This is a genomic window from Micromonospora sp. NPDC048935 (assembly GCF_043197875.1).
Lineage (GTDB): Bacteria > Actinomycetota > Actinomycetes > Mycobacteriales > Micromonosporaceae > Micromonospora.
Genome location: NZ_JBICTZ010000002.1, coordinates 739,470 through 755,711, shown reverse-complemented (window position 1 = coordinate 755,711; position 16,242 = coordinate 739,470). Strand labels below are relative to the sequence as shown.

The window sequence follows — 16,242 nt, the reverse complement described above, 5'->3', positions numbered from 1 at the left end:
CAGCATGGACGGCATGCCGGCAACCATCCTGGTCGTCGACGACAGTCGTACCAAGCGCTACCTGCTGGTCAGCTGGCTGACCCGGGCCGGGTTCACGGTGCTCGAAGCCGAGAACGGCGCCGAGGCGTTGGCCCGGGCCGAGGTGGACCGGATCGACCTTGTCGTCCTCGACGTGCGGCTGCCCGACCTGAGCGGGTACGAGGTCTGCGAACAGATCAAGGCCCGGCACCCGGTGATGCCGGTGATCCACGTGTCGGCGCACGCCGTCGACGTGGCCGACCGAGCCCAGGGGCTGACCCGGGGCGCGGACGCGTACCTGACCGAGCCGATCGAGCCGGAAGAGCTGATCGCCACCACCCGGGCGGTGCTGCGCTACTACCAGGCCCGGCAGCGCGCCGAACTGCTCGCCGAGCGGCTGCTCGGGCTGGCCGACACGACAGTGGCGGTGCACGCCGCGCCGACCTTCACACGCCTGCTGGAGGCCGCCGCCGAGGGCGCCGCGCAGATCTTCAAGAGCCCGGCGGCGGTGATCGCCGAAACCTTCGACGGTGACTGTCTCGCGGGGATCTGCGTCGGTCCCGGCGCGACGGCCGCCGTGGTGCCGTGGGTCGTCGACGACACCGGAGTGCCGACCGGCGCCACCGTCCGGGTGCAGGCCCCGGCGAGCTGGGCGCTCGTCGACTGGCCGGCGGACGACACGGTGACCGTCGCCGCCGCCCGGCTGCGCGAGGACCGGGCCCCGCTGTACGTGGTGGTCCCGACCGCCACCCAGACCGCTCGGACCCCGGTGCTCAAGCAGTTGGCCCAGGCGGTGGCGGCGGCCGTGGAGGGGCAACGCTCGTTCGACGAGGAGCACCGGATCGCCGTCACCCTCCAACGCAGCCTGCTCCCGCGCGGGCTGCCCACCGTCGCCGGCCTGGACCTCGCCGTGCGCTACGAGCCGGCCAGCGCGCAGACCGAGGTGGGCGGCGACTTCTACGAGCTGGTGATGCTCGACGGGCACCTGCTGCTGGCCATCGGCGACGTGGCAGGCCACTCGCTGCACGCGGCGACAGTGATGGCCGAGCTGCGGCACGCGGTGCGGGCGTACGCGGTCGAGGGGCACCAGCCCGGCGAGATCCTGCACCGGGTCAACGAGCTGATGCGGACACTGCTGCCCAACGAGATCGCCACGCTCTGCGTACTCCTGCTGCACCCGCCGACCGGGCGGGTCCGGCTGGCCAGTGCCGGGCATCTTCCGCCGGTGCTCAACCTGGGTGGCAAGGTCGAGTTCGTGCAGCACTCCGCGCCGCTGCTCGGCGTCCGCGCGCCTCGCCCGGCCGACCTGGAGTTCGTGCTGCCGGCCGGGGCCACGTTGGTGTTCTACACCGACGGGCTGATCGAGCGGCGGGACGCGACAATCGACGAGGGGCTGGCCGCGCTCGCCGCGGTCTGCGCCACCGTCGACGACGACCTGGACCGGTTCTGCGCCCGGCTGCTGGTGGAGCTGGCCCCACCGGAGATTCAGGACGACGTCGCCGTGGTGGTCCTGCGCCGCCGCTGAGGTGGCGCCGGCCTCAGTGCACCGAGCGGGCGTACGCGGCGGGAGACACCCCGGCCACGGCGGTGAAGTCGCGGACCAGGTGGGCCTGATCGCTGTAGCCCAGGTCGGCGGCGAGGTCCGCCCAGCTCAGTGGGCCGCCGGCGGCCTGTTCGACGGCCTCCTGGAGCCGGTAGCGGCGGATCACCCACTTCGGCCCGACCCCCACGTACTCCATGAAGAGCCGCTGCAACCGGCGAACCGGAACGTCGTGCCGCGCGGCGAAGTCGTCGACCCGCAGCACCGTCCGGTCGGTGCGGATCGCCTCGGCCAGTCGGACGGCCTCCTCGGCCATCGGATCCGGCTCCGGAGCCCAGGCGGTGAGCAGGGCGTCCAACGCGCGGCAGCGCTCGTCGTCGGTGGCGCCGCACATCATTTTCTGGGGTACGGCCAGCCGGCCAGCGGGCAGTGGCACCCGGCGGCCGGTCAGCTCGGTGACCGGCCGCCGCCAGAACGAGTGGAACCCACCGGGGCGGAACTGCACCCCGCACACCCGGCCGGTGCCGGTGAGCGTGATCCGGAACAGGTCGCGGCCCACCCCGGCCACCTCGCCGGACTCGGGCCCGTCACCGTCTCGCCGGAACACCACGTTCACCGCCGGATGGGGCACGACGCGCTGCTCGAACGGTGTGCCCAACGCCCAGTCGATCAGCCAGTAGTGCTCCACCCACGGGCGTAGCGACTCCACCGGCAGGTGCCGACGGAAGCGCACCTCGCGCAGCAGGCGCCCGGGGTCGAGGATGCCCCTGCTGTCGCCGCGCGGTCGATGTCGCATTTATTCAAGACCACCCTCATACGCTGGCCCTATGACCACTCAGACTAGCGACCTGCTGGCGGCTGCCGCGCCGCGAACCGTCGATGTGGTGCGGGGCATCACCGACGACCAACTCGACCTGGCCACACCGTGCCGGGACTACGTGGTGCGCGATCTGCTCAACCACCTGTTCGAGGTGGTGGTCAACTTCCAGGATCTGGCCGAGAAGCGGCAGGTGGAGTGGGCCGAGAAGCCCGATCACCTGGCCGACGGCTGGCGGGACCGGTTCAGGACGGAGACCGACAGGTTGGTCGCCGCCTGGTCGGACCCGTCCACCCTGGAGGGTGTGTCGCCGGGCATGGGCATGCCGCAGGCCGTCATCGGTGGGATGGCTCTGCTGGACCTGACCGTGCACGGCTGGGACCTCGCCGTCGCCACCGGCCAGCCGTACCAGCCGGCCCCGGAGGTGGTGGCCGAGCTGCACGGGCTGGTCGAGCAGTTGGGCCCGACCGCCCGCAAGATGGGCGTCTTCGCCGAGCCGGTGCCGAGCCCCGCTACCCCGACCTCGACTCCCGACCTGGCCCACCTGCTGACCCAGACCGGCCGCACCCCCACCTGGCCCACCACCCCGTAACCCCCACCCCACCCACCCCGACCCCCACCCCCTCTGCGCCCATTGATCATGGAGTTATCGCGCGTCTCTGCGGCGTGTCGTGGCAATAACCTCATGATCAACGGGGGGAGGGGGAGGGGGAGGGGGAGGGGGGAGGGGGTGGGGGAGGGGGGAGGGGTGGGGTGTTGACTTGTCTATTCGCTCGGTGAATAGTGGGGCGGGTGTCTACGCCGCATGTTCTGCTCGGGTTGTTGGCTGCTGGCAGCCGGCACGGCTACGAGCTGAAGCGTGCACACGACGAGCGACTGCCCCGGGCTCGCCCGCTGGCCTTCGGGCAGGTCTACGCCACCCTTGGCCGACTGGAACGTGACGGCCTGGTGGCCACCGCCGGGCAGGACCGCGCGGCCGGGCCGGATCGCACGGCGTACGCGCTGACCGACCAGGGGTGGGCCACGCTCGACCAGTGGCTCACCACTGTCGAACCACCCATGCCGTACGTGGCCAGCACGCTCTTCGCCAAGGTCGTGGTGGCGCTCCTGGTCGCCGACGTCGACCGGGCCCGGTCCTACCTGATCGCCCAGCGCGCCGCGCACACCGCACGACTGCGTGAGCTGACAGCGGTCAAGGTCGATCCGACCGCCACCCTCAGCGACGTGGTAGCGGTCGACTACGCGATCACCCACCTCGACGCGGACCTGCGGTGGCTGCACGCCACCCTGGGCCGGGTCTCCGACTGGCACCGGGAGGTGCATCCGTGACGCAACTCCAGGCTCGCGGCGTGGTTCGGGCGTACGGCCCGACACCCGCGCTGCGCGGCGTGACGCTCGACGTGGCCGAGGGTGAGATCGTCGCCGTCACCGGCCCGAGCGGCTGCGGCAAGTCGACGCTGCTGCACTGCCTGGCCGGGATCCTCCGACCGGACGTCGGCGAGGTCACCTGGCGCGGGCACCGCATCGACACCTGGTCGGAGAAGGCCCGGTCCCGACTGCGGCGCTCCGAGTTCGGGGTGCTGTTCCAGTTCGGCCAACTGGTCGCCGAGTTGACCGCCGCGGAGAACGTCGCCCTGCCCCTGCTCCTCGCCGGCACGGGGCGGCGAGAGGCACGGACGGCGGCGCTCACCTGGCTGGCACGGTTCGGCGTGGAGGAGGTGGCCGACGTGCGGCCGGGTGAGATGTCCGGTGGCTAGCAGCAACGCTGCGCCACCGCACGGGCGTTGGTGACCGAGCCGCGGGTGCTCTTCGCCGACGAGCCGACCGGCGCACTGGACACGCTCACCGGCGAGCAGGTGCTCACCCATCTGGTCCGCCTCGCCCGTGAGCAGCGCACCGCCGTCGTGCTGGTCACCCACGAGCCGCGGATCGCCGCGTACGCCGATCGGGAGATCGTGCTGCGCGACGGCCTGGTGGACCACACCGGCCTGGGGCTCGACGTGCCGCTGGCCGGTGGCGCCCGGTGAGACCGGCGACGCTGGTCCGCCTCGCGCTCGCCGGCACCCGCACCGACACCGCGCGGGTGGTGCTCACCGCGCTCAGCGCCCTGCTGGCGACCCTGGCCGGGCTCGCGGCGCTCACCGTGCTGGCCATCCCCACGCCTGCCGCGACGGATGAGAACCCGAACAGGTGGTCGGAGCAGTACCACAACGCTCTGCTCGTGGAGCCCGGGTTGCGGGGCGGGACGGCGTTCGCGCTGCTGATGCTGATGATCCCGGTGCTGGCGCTGGCCGGGCAGTGCGCCCGGCTCGGTGCGCCGGCACGGGACCGCCGGTTGGCCGCGCTCCGGCTGGCCGGTGCCACCCCCGGCCAGGTCACCCGGCTGGTGGTGCTGGAGACCGGCATGGCCGCCCTGCTCGGCACGCTCGCCGGGTTGGGTGTCTACCTGCTCGGCCGCGACCTGCTGCACCGGCCGGACGTGCGAGATCGACTGGCCCTGCCCACCGACGTGCTGCCGTCGACAGGCGTACTGGCCGCGGTGGTGCTCGGTCTGCCGGTCGTCGCGGCGCTGGCCACCGCACTGATGCTGCGGACGGTCACCACCAGCCCGCTCGGGGTGACCCGTAAGGCCGCCCGCGAGCGTGGTCCGGGTCCGTGGGCCGGGCTCCTGATCGGGCTGGGCCTGACCTCGTTCCTCGCGGTCCGGCCGGCCATGTACCAGCTCGACGGCAACGCCGAGGTGCTCGGCTGGCTGGTGCCGCTGCTGTTCGCTGTGGGTGCGCTCGCGGCGATGATCGGGGTGGTGATCGGCACCGGCTGGATCTCGTACCACTGCGGGCGGTTGTTGCGTCGGCACGCCCGCCGGCCCGCGGCGCTGCTGGCGGCGGGCCGGTTGATGGCCGACCCGTGGGCGGGCAGCCGCACGTTCGCGGCGCTGCTCGCCGCCCTGATCTTCGGCGGGGGTGCCGCCGCCCAACGCGCCTACTTCGTCGCCAGGGAGCAGCTCGATCGGGACCAGGGCCAGCTCGTCCGTGCGAACGGTGGCGCGGACACCTTCTATCTGTCCACGATGAATCTGGTCGACGCCGCGGTCGCGGTGGCCATCCTGATCGCGACGGGCGGGCTGATCGTCGCGCTGGTCGAGGGGATCGTCGCCCGCCGACGCGCCTACGCCGCGTTGGTTGCCACCGGGGTGCCCCGAGCGACCCTGAGCCGGTCGGTGGCCTGGCAGGCGCTGACCCCGGCGGTGCCGGCGATCCTGCTGGCGCTCACCGTGGGCACCCTGCTCGGCCGAGGGCTCGTCTCGGAGGTGTCGACGGGCGTCTCGTCGACGGAGATCTGCGAGGCCACGGCAGCGCTCTGTGACGACCCGGCCACCCGCGAGCAGTACACCCGGATCGTGTACACCCCCGAGATCCAGCGAGCCGTTGCCGTACCACTGGAGCAGTTGGCCTGGCTCGGCGCCGGCGCGTTGGGCGCGGTGCTGGTGACGGTCGGTGTCGGCCTGCTCTTCCTGCGCGCCAGCACGGCGCTGGACGAGCTGCGCACGGCCTGAGTCGATGTAACACCGCTGGTGGCGGTGTCGCTGTGTGCACCAGAGGCCCGGACGGTCGGGTCTCCGGTGTCGGACCGGACGGTCCCGGCACGGCAACAGTGGGAGTTCGCCAGATGCACAACCAACCGGGCTCCGCCCCGCCGGTGTTCGTCGACGGCACCGGGCGTCGTCGGCGGCTGACCGTCCTCGCGGGCACCGCCATGGGCCTTGGCCTGCTCACCAGCCTCGCCTTGATCGCCGCGGGGCTCTTCCTGGACTCCTCGGTGCCGCTGCCCGGCTGGTCGGACGACTCCCGGGGGACGCGCCCGGTGGAGGCCGGCGTGGACGGGGTCAACCAGCCCCGGGTGGCCACTTCGCCGTCGCCGTCGTCGGCCACCAGCACGTCGGCGCCGCTGCCGCGGGCCACCCCGACCACCGGAAGCCGACCCCCCACCACGACCGCCACGGCCACCGGAGCGCCGTCCGCCACCGATCGTCCGGGTCGTGGCGACGAGCACCGCAACACCGCCAAGCCGAGCAAGTCACCCGGTAAGCCGCAGTGACGATGGCGAGACACGTGGCCCGGCGTGACCCTCGGGCCCACTGGCTGCTGCTCCTGCTCGGGCTGCTCCTGCTGCTCGCGGCGCTCACCGTCAACGGCCTGGTGAGTGGCCTCGCCGGTGGCTCGGGCAACGCCACCGCGCGGGCCGCGCCGGACGTCCCGGCCGCCGTCACCTCGGGCGGCCCGGTGCTGCGGCTGGATCGCGCCGAACCGGCCAGCCGGGCGCTGCCGGACCGCACCATCGCGCTGACCTTCGACGACGGGCCGGACCCACGCTGGACGCCGCAGGTCCTGGACGTGCTGCGCCGGCACGGCGCGCACGCCACCTTCTTCGTGGTGGGCGCCCGGGTCAACGAGCATCCCGAACTGGTCCGGCGGATCCTCGCCGAGGGGCACGAGATCGGGTCGCACACGTTCACCCACGCCAACCTCGTCGACGTGTCGCCCTGGCGGCGTGATCTCGAACTGTCGCTGACCCGCAAGGCGGTCGCCTCGGCCACCGGCCGGGAGGTGACCCTGCTGCGGCCACCGTTCTCCTCGGTGCCGACGGCGCTGACCGGGTCCGAGTACGCCGCGTTGCGCGCCGCCGCCGGCACCGGGCACGTCGCTGTCCTCGCCGACCTGGACACCAAGGACTGGCAGCGCCCCGGGGCCGACCAGATCGTGCGGGCGGCCACCCCCAAGCGCGGGCGGGGAGCGGTGGTGCTGATGCACGACGGCGGCGGTGACCGGGCGCAGACCCTCGCCGCGCTGGACCGCCTGCTGCCCGCGCTGGGCGATCAGGGCTACCACTTCACCACCGTCTCCGCCGGCATCGACGCCTCGCCGTCGATGGTCCCGGCCGGCGGCGCTGAACACCGGCATCCGGGCCGCCCGGGCGAACCTGCTGGTACTTGTCGACGGTGACACCGTCTTCCAGCCGGACACGGTGCACCGCCTGGTGCAGGGCTTCGCCGACCCGTCGGTGGGTGCGATCAGCGGCAACACCAAGGTCGCCAACCGGCGTCGGCTGCTCGGCCGGTGGCAGCACCTGGAGTACGTGATCGGCTTCAACCTCGACCGACGGATGTACGACGTGCTGGAGTGCATGCCGACCATCCCCGGCGCGATCGGCGCGTTTCGCCGCGAGGTGCTGCTGAGGGTGGGTGGGGTGCCGTCGGACACGCTGGCCGAGGACACCGACCTGACCATGAAGGTGCTCCGGGCCGGCTGGCGGGTCGTCTACGAGGAGTCGGCCATCGCCTGGACCGAAGCTCCGTCGTCGTTGCGCCAACTCTGGCGACAGCGCTACCGCTGGTGCTACGGCACGATGCAGGCGATGTGGAAGCACCGACACGCGCTGCGTGAGTCGGGCGCCGGCGGCAAGCTGGGCCGACGCGGGCTGCCGTACCTCACGGTGTTCCAGATCGTGTTGCCGCTCACCGCGCCGGCGGTCGACGTGTTCGCCGTGTACGGCCTGCTCTTCCTGCCCTGGTCGACCCTCGCCCTGGCCTGGGCGGGGCTGCTGCTGCTCCAGGCGGCCACCGCCGCGTACGCGCTGCGACTGGACCGGGAGCGGTACGGGCCACTGTGGACGCTGCCGTTCCAGCAACTGGTCTACCGGCAGCTCATGTACCTGGTGGTGGTGCAGTCGGTGGTCACCGCGCTGATCGGCAACCGGCTGCGCTGGCAACGGATAGTGCGCACCGGCGAGGCGGCAGCGCTGATCGGCGCCGGGCGCGGCTGAAGCCTCCTCGGCGTCAGCCGCGGGCCGGTCAGGCTGCCGCGTGGAAGAGCCCAGCCGACCAGGAGATCGCCAGGCCCACGGCGGCGGAGCAGCAGCAGACGAGCAGGGCGGCGGCGACCACGGCGAGGATCATCCACGCGGAGGCACGGCGGGGTGCCGACCCCTGCCCGTCCTCGTCGGTCATCGCCGCCGCCCCCGTCGTCAGGCGCGGCCGATGCGGTCCAGGATCCAGGCGTTGATGAACGCCTCCTCCCGCCAGGCGTCGTAACGACCGCTCGGGCCACCGTGCCCGGCACCCATCTCGGTCTTGAGCAGGTAGTCGCCACCCGGGGCGACCGCCCGCAGCCGGGCGATCCACTTCGCCGGCTCCGAGTAGAGCACCCGGGTGTCGTTGAGGCTGGTCACCGCGAGGATCGCCGGGTAGTCCACGGCGGCCACGTTCTCGTACGGCGCGTAGGACTTCATGTACGCGTACACCTCGGGGTCTTCCAGGGGGTTGCCCCACTCCTCCCACTCGGTGACGGTAAGCGGCAGGGACGGGTCGAGGACCGACGTGAGCGGGTCCACGAACGGCACCTGCGCGACGATGCCGGTGAACGCGTCCGGTGCCAGGTTCGCCACCGCGCCCATCAACAGGCCACCGGCCGAGGCCCCCCGGGCGACCAGCCGGTCGCTGGCCGTCCAGCCGGCCTTGACCAGGTGTCGGGCGCAGGCGACGAAGTCGGTGAAGGTGTTCTTCTTGGCCAGCAGCTTGCCCTGGTCGTACCAACGCCGACCCAGCTCGCCGCCGCCCCGGGTGTGTGCCACCGCGAAGACCACGCCCCGGTCCAGCAGCGACAGTCGGGCCACCGAGAACCACGGGTCCATGCTGGCCTCGTACGAGCCGTAGCCGTACAGCTCGCAGGGCGCCGAGCCGTCGCGGGGGGTGCCGACCCGGCAGACCAGGGAGATCGGCACGCGGGTGCCGTCGTCGGCGAGCGCCCAGTCCCGGTGCTGCTCGTACTCGGCCGGGTCGTACGGTCGGCCGTCCGGCCCGGGCAGCACCGGCTTCTGCTTGCGCAGCACCATCTGCCGGGTGACCAGGCCGTAGTCGTACACCGAGTCGGGCGTGGTCAGCGAGGAGTAGCGCAGGCGGACCTGCCCGGTGCGGTACTCCGGGTTGGCGTCCAGCCCGACGCTGTACAGCGGCTCGGGGAAGTTGATGTCGTACGCGTCGTCGCTGCCCACCGGCAACACCCGCAGCCCGGTCAGCCCGTCGGTACGCAGCGACACCACGAGATGGTTGGCGAAGGCGTCCACGGCCTCCAGGCGGGTGCCGGGGGAGTGCTCGATCAGCGGCACCCAGTCGCCCGGCGTGTCCGCCGAGGTGAACGCCAGCGCGAAGTCCTCCGCGCCGTCGTTGTGCAGGATCAGGAAACGGTGGCCGTGGTGCTCCACCGCGTACTCGACGCCCTGCCGGCGGGGGGCGATCACGGCCGGCGTGCCGGTCGGGTTGCCGGCGGGGATCACCAGCACCTCGCTCGTCACCTTGCTGTGGATGTCGATCAGGATGAACTTCTCCGACCGGGTTAGCTCGACGCCCACCCAGAACCGCTCGTCGTCCTCCTGGTGGACCACCACGTCGTCGGCGGCGGCGGAACCGACGGTGTGCCGCCAGACCCGGTTTGGTCGCCAGGCGTCGTCCACGGTCACGTAGAACAACGCCGATGCGTCGGCCGACCAGGCCGTGCCGTAGGACGTGTCCGGGACCTCGTCCGGCAGCAACTCGCCGGTGGTCAGGTCCTTCACGCGCAGGGTGAACCGCTCGTCGCCGGAGAAGTCGGTGGAGTAGGCCAACCAGCGACCGTCCGGGCTGACGTCGAACGTGCCAAGCGAGAAGAAGTCGTGCCCCTCGGCCAGCAGGTTGCCGTCGAGCAGCACCTCCTCCCCGTCGAGGGGGGCGCCCTCCGCGCTGACCGGCGGGTCGACCTCACCGTCGCGCACGGCGCGCCGGCACTGCACCCCGTACTGCTGCCCCTCGACCGTCCGGGTGTAGTACCAGTGCCCACCCTTGCGGGTCGGCACGGACAGGTCGGTCTCCCTGGTGCGTTGGCGGGTCTCCTCGAAGAGGTCCGCGCGGAGCGCGGCCAGGTGCGCCGTGCGTGCGTCGGTGTACGCGTTCTCGGCGGTCAGGTAGGCGATCGTCTCCGGGTCGTCCTTGGTGGCGAGCCAGGCGTACTCGTCGACGACGGTGTCGCCGTGGTGGCTGCGCTCGCTGGGCACCCGCTTCGCCGCGGGCGGGGCAGTCTCGGTGGTCACGGCGGCCACGTTACCGGCCAGCACCCGCTGTACGCCGTACCCGTGACAACCGGGTCCGCGTCGGCGCCTTCTTCGAACACATGTACGATAGCCGGCATGGCGGCAGCAGCGAGTTCCCTCGGCCGGTCCGGCGCTCACGAGATCACCCGGCGGCTGGCGGCGATCTGCGGTCCGCCGTTCTCCCGGCTCGGCGGCGCGGCCGACGAGGTGGCGGGGCGGCGGGCGCGCTGGGTGGCGGTGCCGGGCGGTCCGCACGCCGCCGCCGAGGTGCTACGCCTGGCTGCCGCGCACGACCTGGCGGTGGTCCCCCGAGGTGCCGGCACGAAGATCGACTGGGGTGCGACGCCCGTGCAGGTCGACATCATGCTCGACACCGGCCGACTGGCCGGCATCGGTCACGAGCCGGCCGGCGCGCCGGTGGCCGAGGTGGGTGCCGGCACCCCGCTTCGAGCCGTGCAGGCCACGCTGGAGCGCACCGGGCAGCGGTTGGCGATGGATGCACCGTCGCCCGGCGCGACCCTGGGCGGGGTGCTCGCCGCCGGCGAGACCGGCCCGTTGCGCCACCGTCACGGCAGCCCCTGCGACCAACTGCTCGGCGTCCGTTACCTCGCCGCCGACGGTGAGTTGGTCAGCGCCGGGGGTGGCGCACCCGGTCTCGACCTGGCCCGGCTGCTCTGTGGTTCCCAGGGTGCGCTCGGTGTGCTGGTCTCGGCGAGTCTGCGGGTGCAGCCGCTGCCGGCGAGCCGGCTCTGGGTGTCCCGCCCGGTGTGGACGCCGCTGGAGGTGCACGAGCTGATCCGGACGATCCTCGCCGTCCGACTGGAGCCGGCGGCTGTCGAGCTGGACCTGCCGGGCGGCACCCTCCGGCCACGTTCGCCGTACCCGCCCGGCCACCCGTCCGCGACGGCCCGGGAGCGCCACCCGTCGATGTCCGGCCGGGCCGGTGTCCCGTCCCGGGCGGGGAGCCTGGTGGTGCTGCTGGAGGGCGGTCCCGCCGACGTCACCGAACGCGCCGAGCGCCTGGTCGGCCTGCTGGACGGCGAGGCGACGATCGCCCACTCCGCGCCGACGTGGTGGCGTCGTTACCCGTTCGCTCCGGGCGACACGGCGCTGCGTCTGGAGGTGCCGATCGGCGATCTGCACGCCGCCGTCTACGCGTTACGCGACGCCACCGGCACGCCGGTGCCGGTGCGCGGGTCCGCCGGGCTGGGTGTGGTGCACGCGGCACTGCCCGGAGCGTTGGCCCCCAGCCGCGTGGCGTCCATCCTGGCCGCCGTCCGAGGGGTGTTGCTGGCCCGGCAGGGCCGCTGCGTGGTGGTCTCCGCTCCGGCGGCCGTCCGCCAGGCCGTCGACCTCTGGGGCGACCTGGCCGGCCTGGCCCAACTGCGCGAGGCCAAGGAGCACCTCGATCCGGAGCACCGGCTCGCCCCCGGGCGTCTCCCGGGCGGCCTCTGACATCGCCGCCGCCGATCGCCCCGGTCAGGTCGCGTCGTTGCGGAGCACCAGGATGGCGATGTCGTCCCGGGGCGGCTCCACCGAAAAGTTGATCGCGACGGAGCGCAGCCGGGCGGCCACCACGTCGGCCGAATAGCCGGCCAGAGGGGCGGCCGCGTCCCGCAGTCGGTCCGTGCCGAACAGCTCCCGGCCGCGCCGTCGTTCGGTGACACCGTCGGTGTAGAAGATCAGTGAGTCGCCCGGCGCGAGCGTGATCTTCGCCGTTGGCGAGGTGATCGTGTCGAGCAGGCCGAGCGCGGTGCCGCCGGTGCCGACGAATTCCGCTCCGCCCGCGCCGGCCAGCAGCAGCGGCTGGTCGTGCCCGGCCAGATGCAGCGACACGTCCAACTTGTCGCCCTGGCCCGGCCCGACCGCCGCCAGCGCCAATGTGCAGTAGCGTCCGCCACCCCGCTCGACGAGCGTCTCGTTGAGCCGCGCCAACGCCTCCGGCAACGGTTTGCCGTCGCCGACCAGCACCCGGATCACGTCCCGGACCAGCCCGGTCACGGCGGCGGCCTGGACACCCTTGCCCGAGACGTCACCGATCACCACCAGCCAACGCCCGTCGGGCAGCGGCACCAGGTCGTAGAAGTCGCCCCCCACCTCCGCGTCGTCACCGGTCGGGACGTACTCGGCGGCGAAGCCGATCCCGTCCACGAACGGCAGCACCGGCGGCAACAGGGACTGCTGAAGCGTCTGCGCCACGCGGCGGCGTTCGGCGTGGATGCGGGCGTTCTCGATGGCCAGCGCGGCCCGTCGGGCCACGTCCTCCAACACGGCCACCTCGTCCGGGTCGTGTCGGTGCCGCTGGTGCCGCCCCACCGCCAGGGTGCCGAGCCGCTGCCCCCGCGCGATCAGCGGGACCGCGAAACCCTCCATCGGCCCGCCCAGGGGGATCTGCGCCGCGCTGCGGGACGCCTCGCGCAGGCGAGCCTGGATCGAATCCGGCCCGGTCTCGGCCAGCACCTTGTGCAACTGCGGAAGCATCGACTCGTCGGCGTGGCTGGCCGCCGCCAGCCGGAGCCGGCCCCACTCGTCGGCGGTGTGCACCGCGCACCACTGGCCGAGCCGGGGCACCACCAACTGCGGCACCAGGGCCATCGTCAGGTCGACGTCCAACGACTGGGCGAGCAGCTCGCTCGCCTCGGCCAGGAACGTCAACCACACCTGCCGGCGGACGTCGGCCCGGCGCAGCCGGTCGTTCTCCAGGTGCAGCGACAGCCGCTCGGCGGTGAGCACCGCCAACGGCTGGGCGTACGCCGACGGCGCGGCGTCCAACTCCAGCTCCCCGGCGTACGGGCGGTGCACCGTCAGCGGCACCCGGAGCAGCTCACTGCCGGGGCGGGGCGGTCGGCCGAAGCGGGCCAGCACCTGGCGGCCCTGCCCGTCGCCCCGGTCCAGGCGGATCGTGCCGCCGGCCGCTCCCACCACTTCGGCGAGACGACTGAGCAGGCTGGTGGCGAAGTCGGGCAGCGGATCGTCCGCGTACAGGTCGGGGGCGGTTTGCATGAGTTCGCTCATCGCGCTGGCGCTCGGCGCGGACGTGTCGGTGCCCACCCGGGCGCCCCCGGCCGGCGGGTCGGCGCCGGGGCGGTCCAGCCGGAACCAGACGCCCTTGCCGGTGGGCAGGTACGTGGTGCCCCAGCGGCTGGCGAAGTGGTCGACAAGCAGCAGACCGCGACCCCGCTCGGAGACCTCGTCGATCTCGGTGGAGTCGTTGCGGGCCCCCACGGTCAGCTCGTCGCCCGAGCCGGGCGCGAAGTCGGAGACGGTGACGGTCAACCCGACCTCGTCGGCGACGACCTCGATGTCCAACTCGGTGCGGGCGTGCTCGACGGCGTTGGTGGTCAACTCGGTGGTGAGTAGCAGGGCCTCGTTGGCCAGCTCGTCCAGGTGTGACTCGATCAACACTGAACGGACCACGGCACGCGCGGCGGCCGGCGTACGGCGGTCGGCTGGCAGGCGGACGCGCCGGGTCGCCCCGTCGCGGGCCCCGGCCGTCGCGGGCCCCGCCTCGGCTGACACCCTCGTATCCTCCACCGTTCCCCCACCGGGTGCCAAGCCGATCATCATCCGCGCGTCCCCTCATCCCCAACCGGGAGGAAGGGTCCCTTGTCGGCACCAACCGAACACGCCGCGTCGCGTTGCGTCCTTGGGTGGCGTTGGCGAACTCTGCGAGGTGTGCGACCCCCGGGGCCAGCCTCGCGTCGATCGGGCGGATCGGACGGCGCCCGGGGCCACCTGGCGGGTCGCGCACCCTGGCACTACGGCGCGCGCGGGCACAATATGGGGTGCCGGTGTGTCCGCACGGACCGGCAGCCCCCGAGTGGAGCGAGGAATGATGACCACGGCGAAGCAGTCGGTGGCGGATCCGTCCGTGCCCGACCACGAGGCGCTCCTCGGTGAGTTGACCGAGGCACTGCGACAGATCGGTCGCGGCGACCTGAAGGTCCGCCTTCCCCGCCGCGCCGGCGCGGCCGGTGCGGTGGCGGACGCCTTCAACGAGGTGGTCTCGCTCCAGGAACGGCAGTATCTGGACCTGCGGCGGATCAGTCGGATCGTCGGTCGCGACGGTCGGCTCACCGAGCGGCTCGACGACGAGGGGCTGGACGGCTCCTGGGCGGAGGGGCAGCGGGCGATCAACTCGCTGATCGACGACCTGGGCCGACCGACCACCGAGATCGCCCGGGTCATCGTGGCGGTCGCGGACGGCGACCTGTCCCAGCACATGGCGTTGGAGATCGACGGTAGGCCGCTGCGCGGTGAGTACCTGCGGATCGGGCGCACCGTGAACACGATGGTCGACCAGTTGTCGTCGTTCTCCAACGAGGTGACCCGGGTGGCCCGTGAGGTGGGCACCGAGGGCAAGCTGGGCGGCCAGGCCGACGTGCGGGGCGTCGCCGGCACCTGGAAGGACCTCACCGACTCGGTGAACACCATGGCGTCGAACCTGACCGGCCAGGTGCGGTCGATCTCGCAGGTGGCGACGGCGGTGGCCAAGGGTGACCTGTCGCAGAAGATCACCGTTGGCGCACGCGGTGAGGTCGCCGAGCTGGCCGCCACGATGAACTACCTCACCGACACGCTGCGGCTCTTCGCCGAGCAGGTGACCCGGGTGGCCCGCGAGGTGGGCACCGAGGGCAAGCTCGGTGGCCAGGCCGAGGTGCCGAACGTGGCCGGCACCTGGAAGGACCTGACCGACAGCGTCAACTCGATGGCGTCGAACCTGACCGGCCAGGTCCGCAACATCGCCCAGGTCTCCACGGCGGTGGCCAAGGGCGACCTGTCGCAGAAGATCACCGTGGCGGCGCAGGGCGAGATCCTGGAGCTGAAGGACACCGTCAACACGATGGTGGACCAGTTGTCGTCGTTCGCCGACGAGGTGACCCGGGTCGCGCGTGAGGTCGGCATCGAGGGCAAGCTCGGCGGTCAGGCGCAGGTCCGCGGCGTCTCCGGCACCTGGCGGGACCTCACCGAGAACGTCAACCAGCTCGCCGGCAACCTGACCAGCCAGGTCCGCAACATCTCCCAGGTCTCCACCGCGGTCGCGAAGGGCGACCTGTCGCAGAAGATCACCGTGGACGCCCAGGGCGAGATCCTGGAGCTGAAGAACACCGTCAACACGATGGTGGACCAGCTCTCGTCGTTCGCCGACGAGGTGACCCGGGTGGCGCGTGAGGTGGGCACCGAGGGCAACCTGGGCGGTCAGGCGCAGGTCAAGGGCGTCAGCGGTACGTGGCGGGACCTGACCGACAACGTGAACTCGATGGCGTCGAACCTGACCAGCCAGGTCCGCAACATCGCCTCGGTGACCACGGCGGTGGCGAAGGGTGACCTGAGCCAGAAGATCACGGTGGATGCGCGCGGCGAGATCCTGGAGCTGAAGTCGACTGTCAACACGATGGTGGACCAGTTGTCGTCGTTCGCCGACGAGGTGACCCGGGTGGCGCGTGAGGTGGGCACCGAGGGCAAGCTCGGTGGTCAGGCTCAGGTGCGCGGGGTTGCCGGCACCTGGCGGGACCTGACCGACAACGTGAACTCGATGGCGTCGAACCTGACCGCCCAGGTCCGCAACATCGCCCAGGTCTCCACGGCGGTGGCGAAGGGTGACCTGAGCCAGAAGATCACGGTGGACGCGCGGGGCGAGATTCTGGAGTTGAAGTCGACTGTCAACACGATGGTGGACCAGTTGTCGTCGTTCGCCGACGAGGTGACCCGGGTGGCGCGTGAGGTGGGCACCGAGGGCAAGCTC

Annotated in this window: 13 protein-coding genes and 1 pseudogene; 10 read left to right on the top strand and 4 right to left on the bottom strand. The window is 72.5% G+C overall.

The window, feature by feature from the left end; translation table 11 throughout:
• Positions 1–4: 4 nt before the first annotated feature.
• Positions 5–1,543 (top strand): SpoIIE family protein phosphatase, encoded by a 1,539-nt coding sequence (locus tag ACGFIW_RS09795; RefSeq protein WP_393312455.1) that lies wholly within the window; start codon positions 5–7, stop codon positions 1,541–1,543.
• A gap of 13 nt (positions 1,544–1,556) precedes the next feature.
• Here the strand turns inward: ACGFIW_RS09795 and ACGFIW_RS09790 are convergent, their stop codons facing one another.
• Entirely contained in the window at positions 1,557–2,354 is a 798-nt protein-coding gene (locus tag ACGFIW_RS09790; protein WP_393312453.1) for a DUF6597 domain-containing transcriptional factor, read from the bottom strand.
• Positions 2,355–2,385: 31 nt separating this feature from the next.
• On the opposite strand from ACGFIW_RS09790, the gene ACGFIW_RS09785 reads away from it, so the two are divergent.
• From ACGFIW_RS09785 to ACGFIW_RS09755, 7 genes and pseudogenes are all read left to right on the top strand, one after another.
• Positions 2,386–2,967, top strand: coding sequence for a TIGR03086 family metal-binding protein (locus tag ACGFIW_RS09785; RefSeq protein ID WP_393312451.1), 582 nt, complete (start codon positions 2,386–2,388; stop codon positions 2,965–2,967).
• Positions 2,968–3,167: 200 nt separating this feature from the next.
• On the top strand, positions 3,168–3,704 hold the full coding sequence (locus ACGFIW_RS09780) for a PadR family transcriptional regulator (RefSeq protein ID WP_393312449.1): 537 nt from the start codon (positions 3,168–3,170) through the stop codon (positions 3,702–3,704).
• Positions 3,701–4,402 (top strand): annotated as a pseudogene (locus ACGFIW_RS09775) (ABC transporter ATP-binding protein). The gene ACGFIW_RS09780 and the pseudogene ACGFIW_RS09775 overlap by 4 nt, the downstream one beginning before the upstream one ends.
• Complete coding sequence (locus ACGFIW_RS09770) at positions 4,399–5,931, top strand: FtsX-like permease family protein (RefSeq protein WP_393312447.1); 1,533 nt, start codon at positions 4,399–4,401, stop codon at positions 5,929–5,931. Before ACGFIW_RS09775 ends, ACGFIW_RS09770 begins: the two are co-directional and overlap by 4 nt.
• Before the next feature lie 113 nt (positions 5,932–6,044).
• A complete protein-coding gene (locus ACGFIW_RS09765) occupies positions 6,045–6,473 on the top strand; it encodes a hypothetical protein (protein WP_393312445.1) in 429 nt (142 codons plus the stop codon).
• 2 nt (positions 6,474–6,475) lie between these two features.
• A complete protein-coding gene (locus ACGFIW_RS09760; RefSeq protein ID WP_393312443.1) occupies positions 6,476–7,378 on the top strand; it encodes a polysaccharide deacetylase family protein in 903 nt (300 codons plus the stop codon).
• Positions 7,323–8,198: a glycosyltransferase gene (locus tag ACGFIW_RS09755; protein WP_393312790.1), complete on the top strand. Its 876-nt coding sequence runs from the start codon at positions 7,323–7,325 to the stop codon at positions 8,196–8,198. Before ACGFIW_RS09760 ends, ACGFIW_RS09755 begins: the two co-directional genes overlap by 56 nt.
• A gap of 28 nt (positions 8,199–8,226) precedes the next feature.
• On the opposite strand, the gene ACGFIW_RS09750 is transcribed toward ACGFIW_RS09755, so the two are convergent.
• Complete coding sequence (locus ACGFIW_RS09750) at positions 8,227–8,382, bottom strand: hypothetical protein (RefSeq protein ID WP_393312441.1); 156 nt, start codon at positions 8,380–8,382, stop codon at positions 8,227–8,229.
• A 17-nt stretch (positions 8,383–8,399) separates the two neighbouring features.
• The gene (locus ACGFIW_RS09745) at positions 8,400–10,496 is read right to left on the bottom strand and encodes a S9 family peptidase (RefSeq protein WP_393312439.1); all 2,097 of its coding nucleotides are present in this window, start codon (positions 10,494–10,496) and stop codon (positions 8,400–8,402) included.
• A 96-nt stretch (positions 10,497–10,592) separates the two neighbouring features.
• On the opposite strand from ACGFIW_RS09745, the gene ACGFIW_RS09740 reads away from it, so the two are divergent.
• Complete coding sequence (locus ACGFIW_RS09740) at positions 10,593–11,951, top strand: FAD-binding oxidoreductase (RefSeq protein ID WP_393312437.1); 1,359 nt, start codon at positions 10,593–10,595, stop codon at positions 11,949–11,951.
• A gap of 24 nt (positions 11,952–11,975) precedes the next feature.
• Here ACGFIW_RS09740 and ACGFIW_RS09735 read toward each other — a convergent pair whose 3' ends face one another.
• Positions 11,976–14,015 (bottom strand): SpoIIE family protein phosphatase, encoded by a 2,040-nt coding sequence (locus ACGFIW_RS09735; protein WP_393312435.1) that lies wholly within the window; start codon positions 14,013–14,015, stop codon positions 11,976–11,978.
• A 316-nt stretch (positions 14,016–14,331) separates the two neighbouring features.
• On the opposite strand from ACGFIW_RS09735, the gene ACGFIW_RS09730 reads away from it, so the two are divergent.
• Positions 14,332–16,242, top strand: a 1,911-nt coding sequence (locus tag ACGFIW_RS09730) for a HAMP domain-containing protein (RefSeq protein WP_393312788.1), incomplete at its 3' end; no start/stop codon positions are given.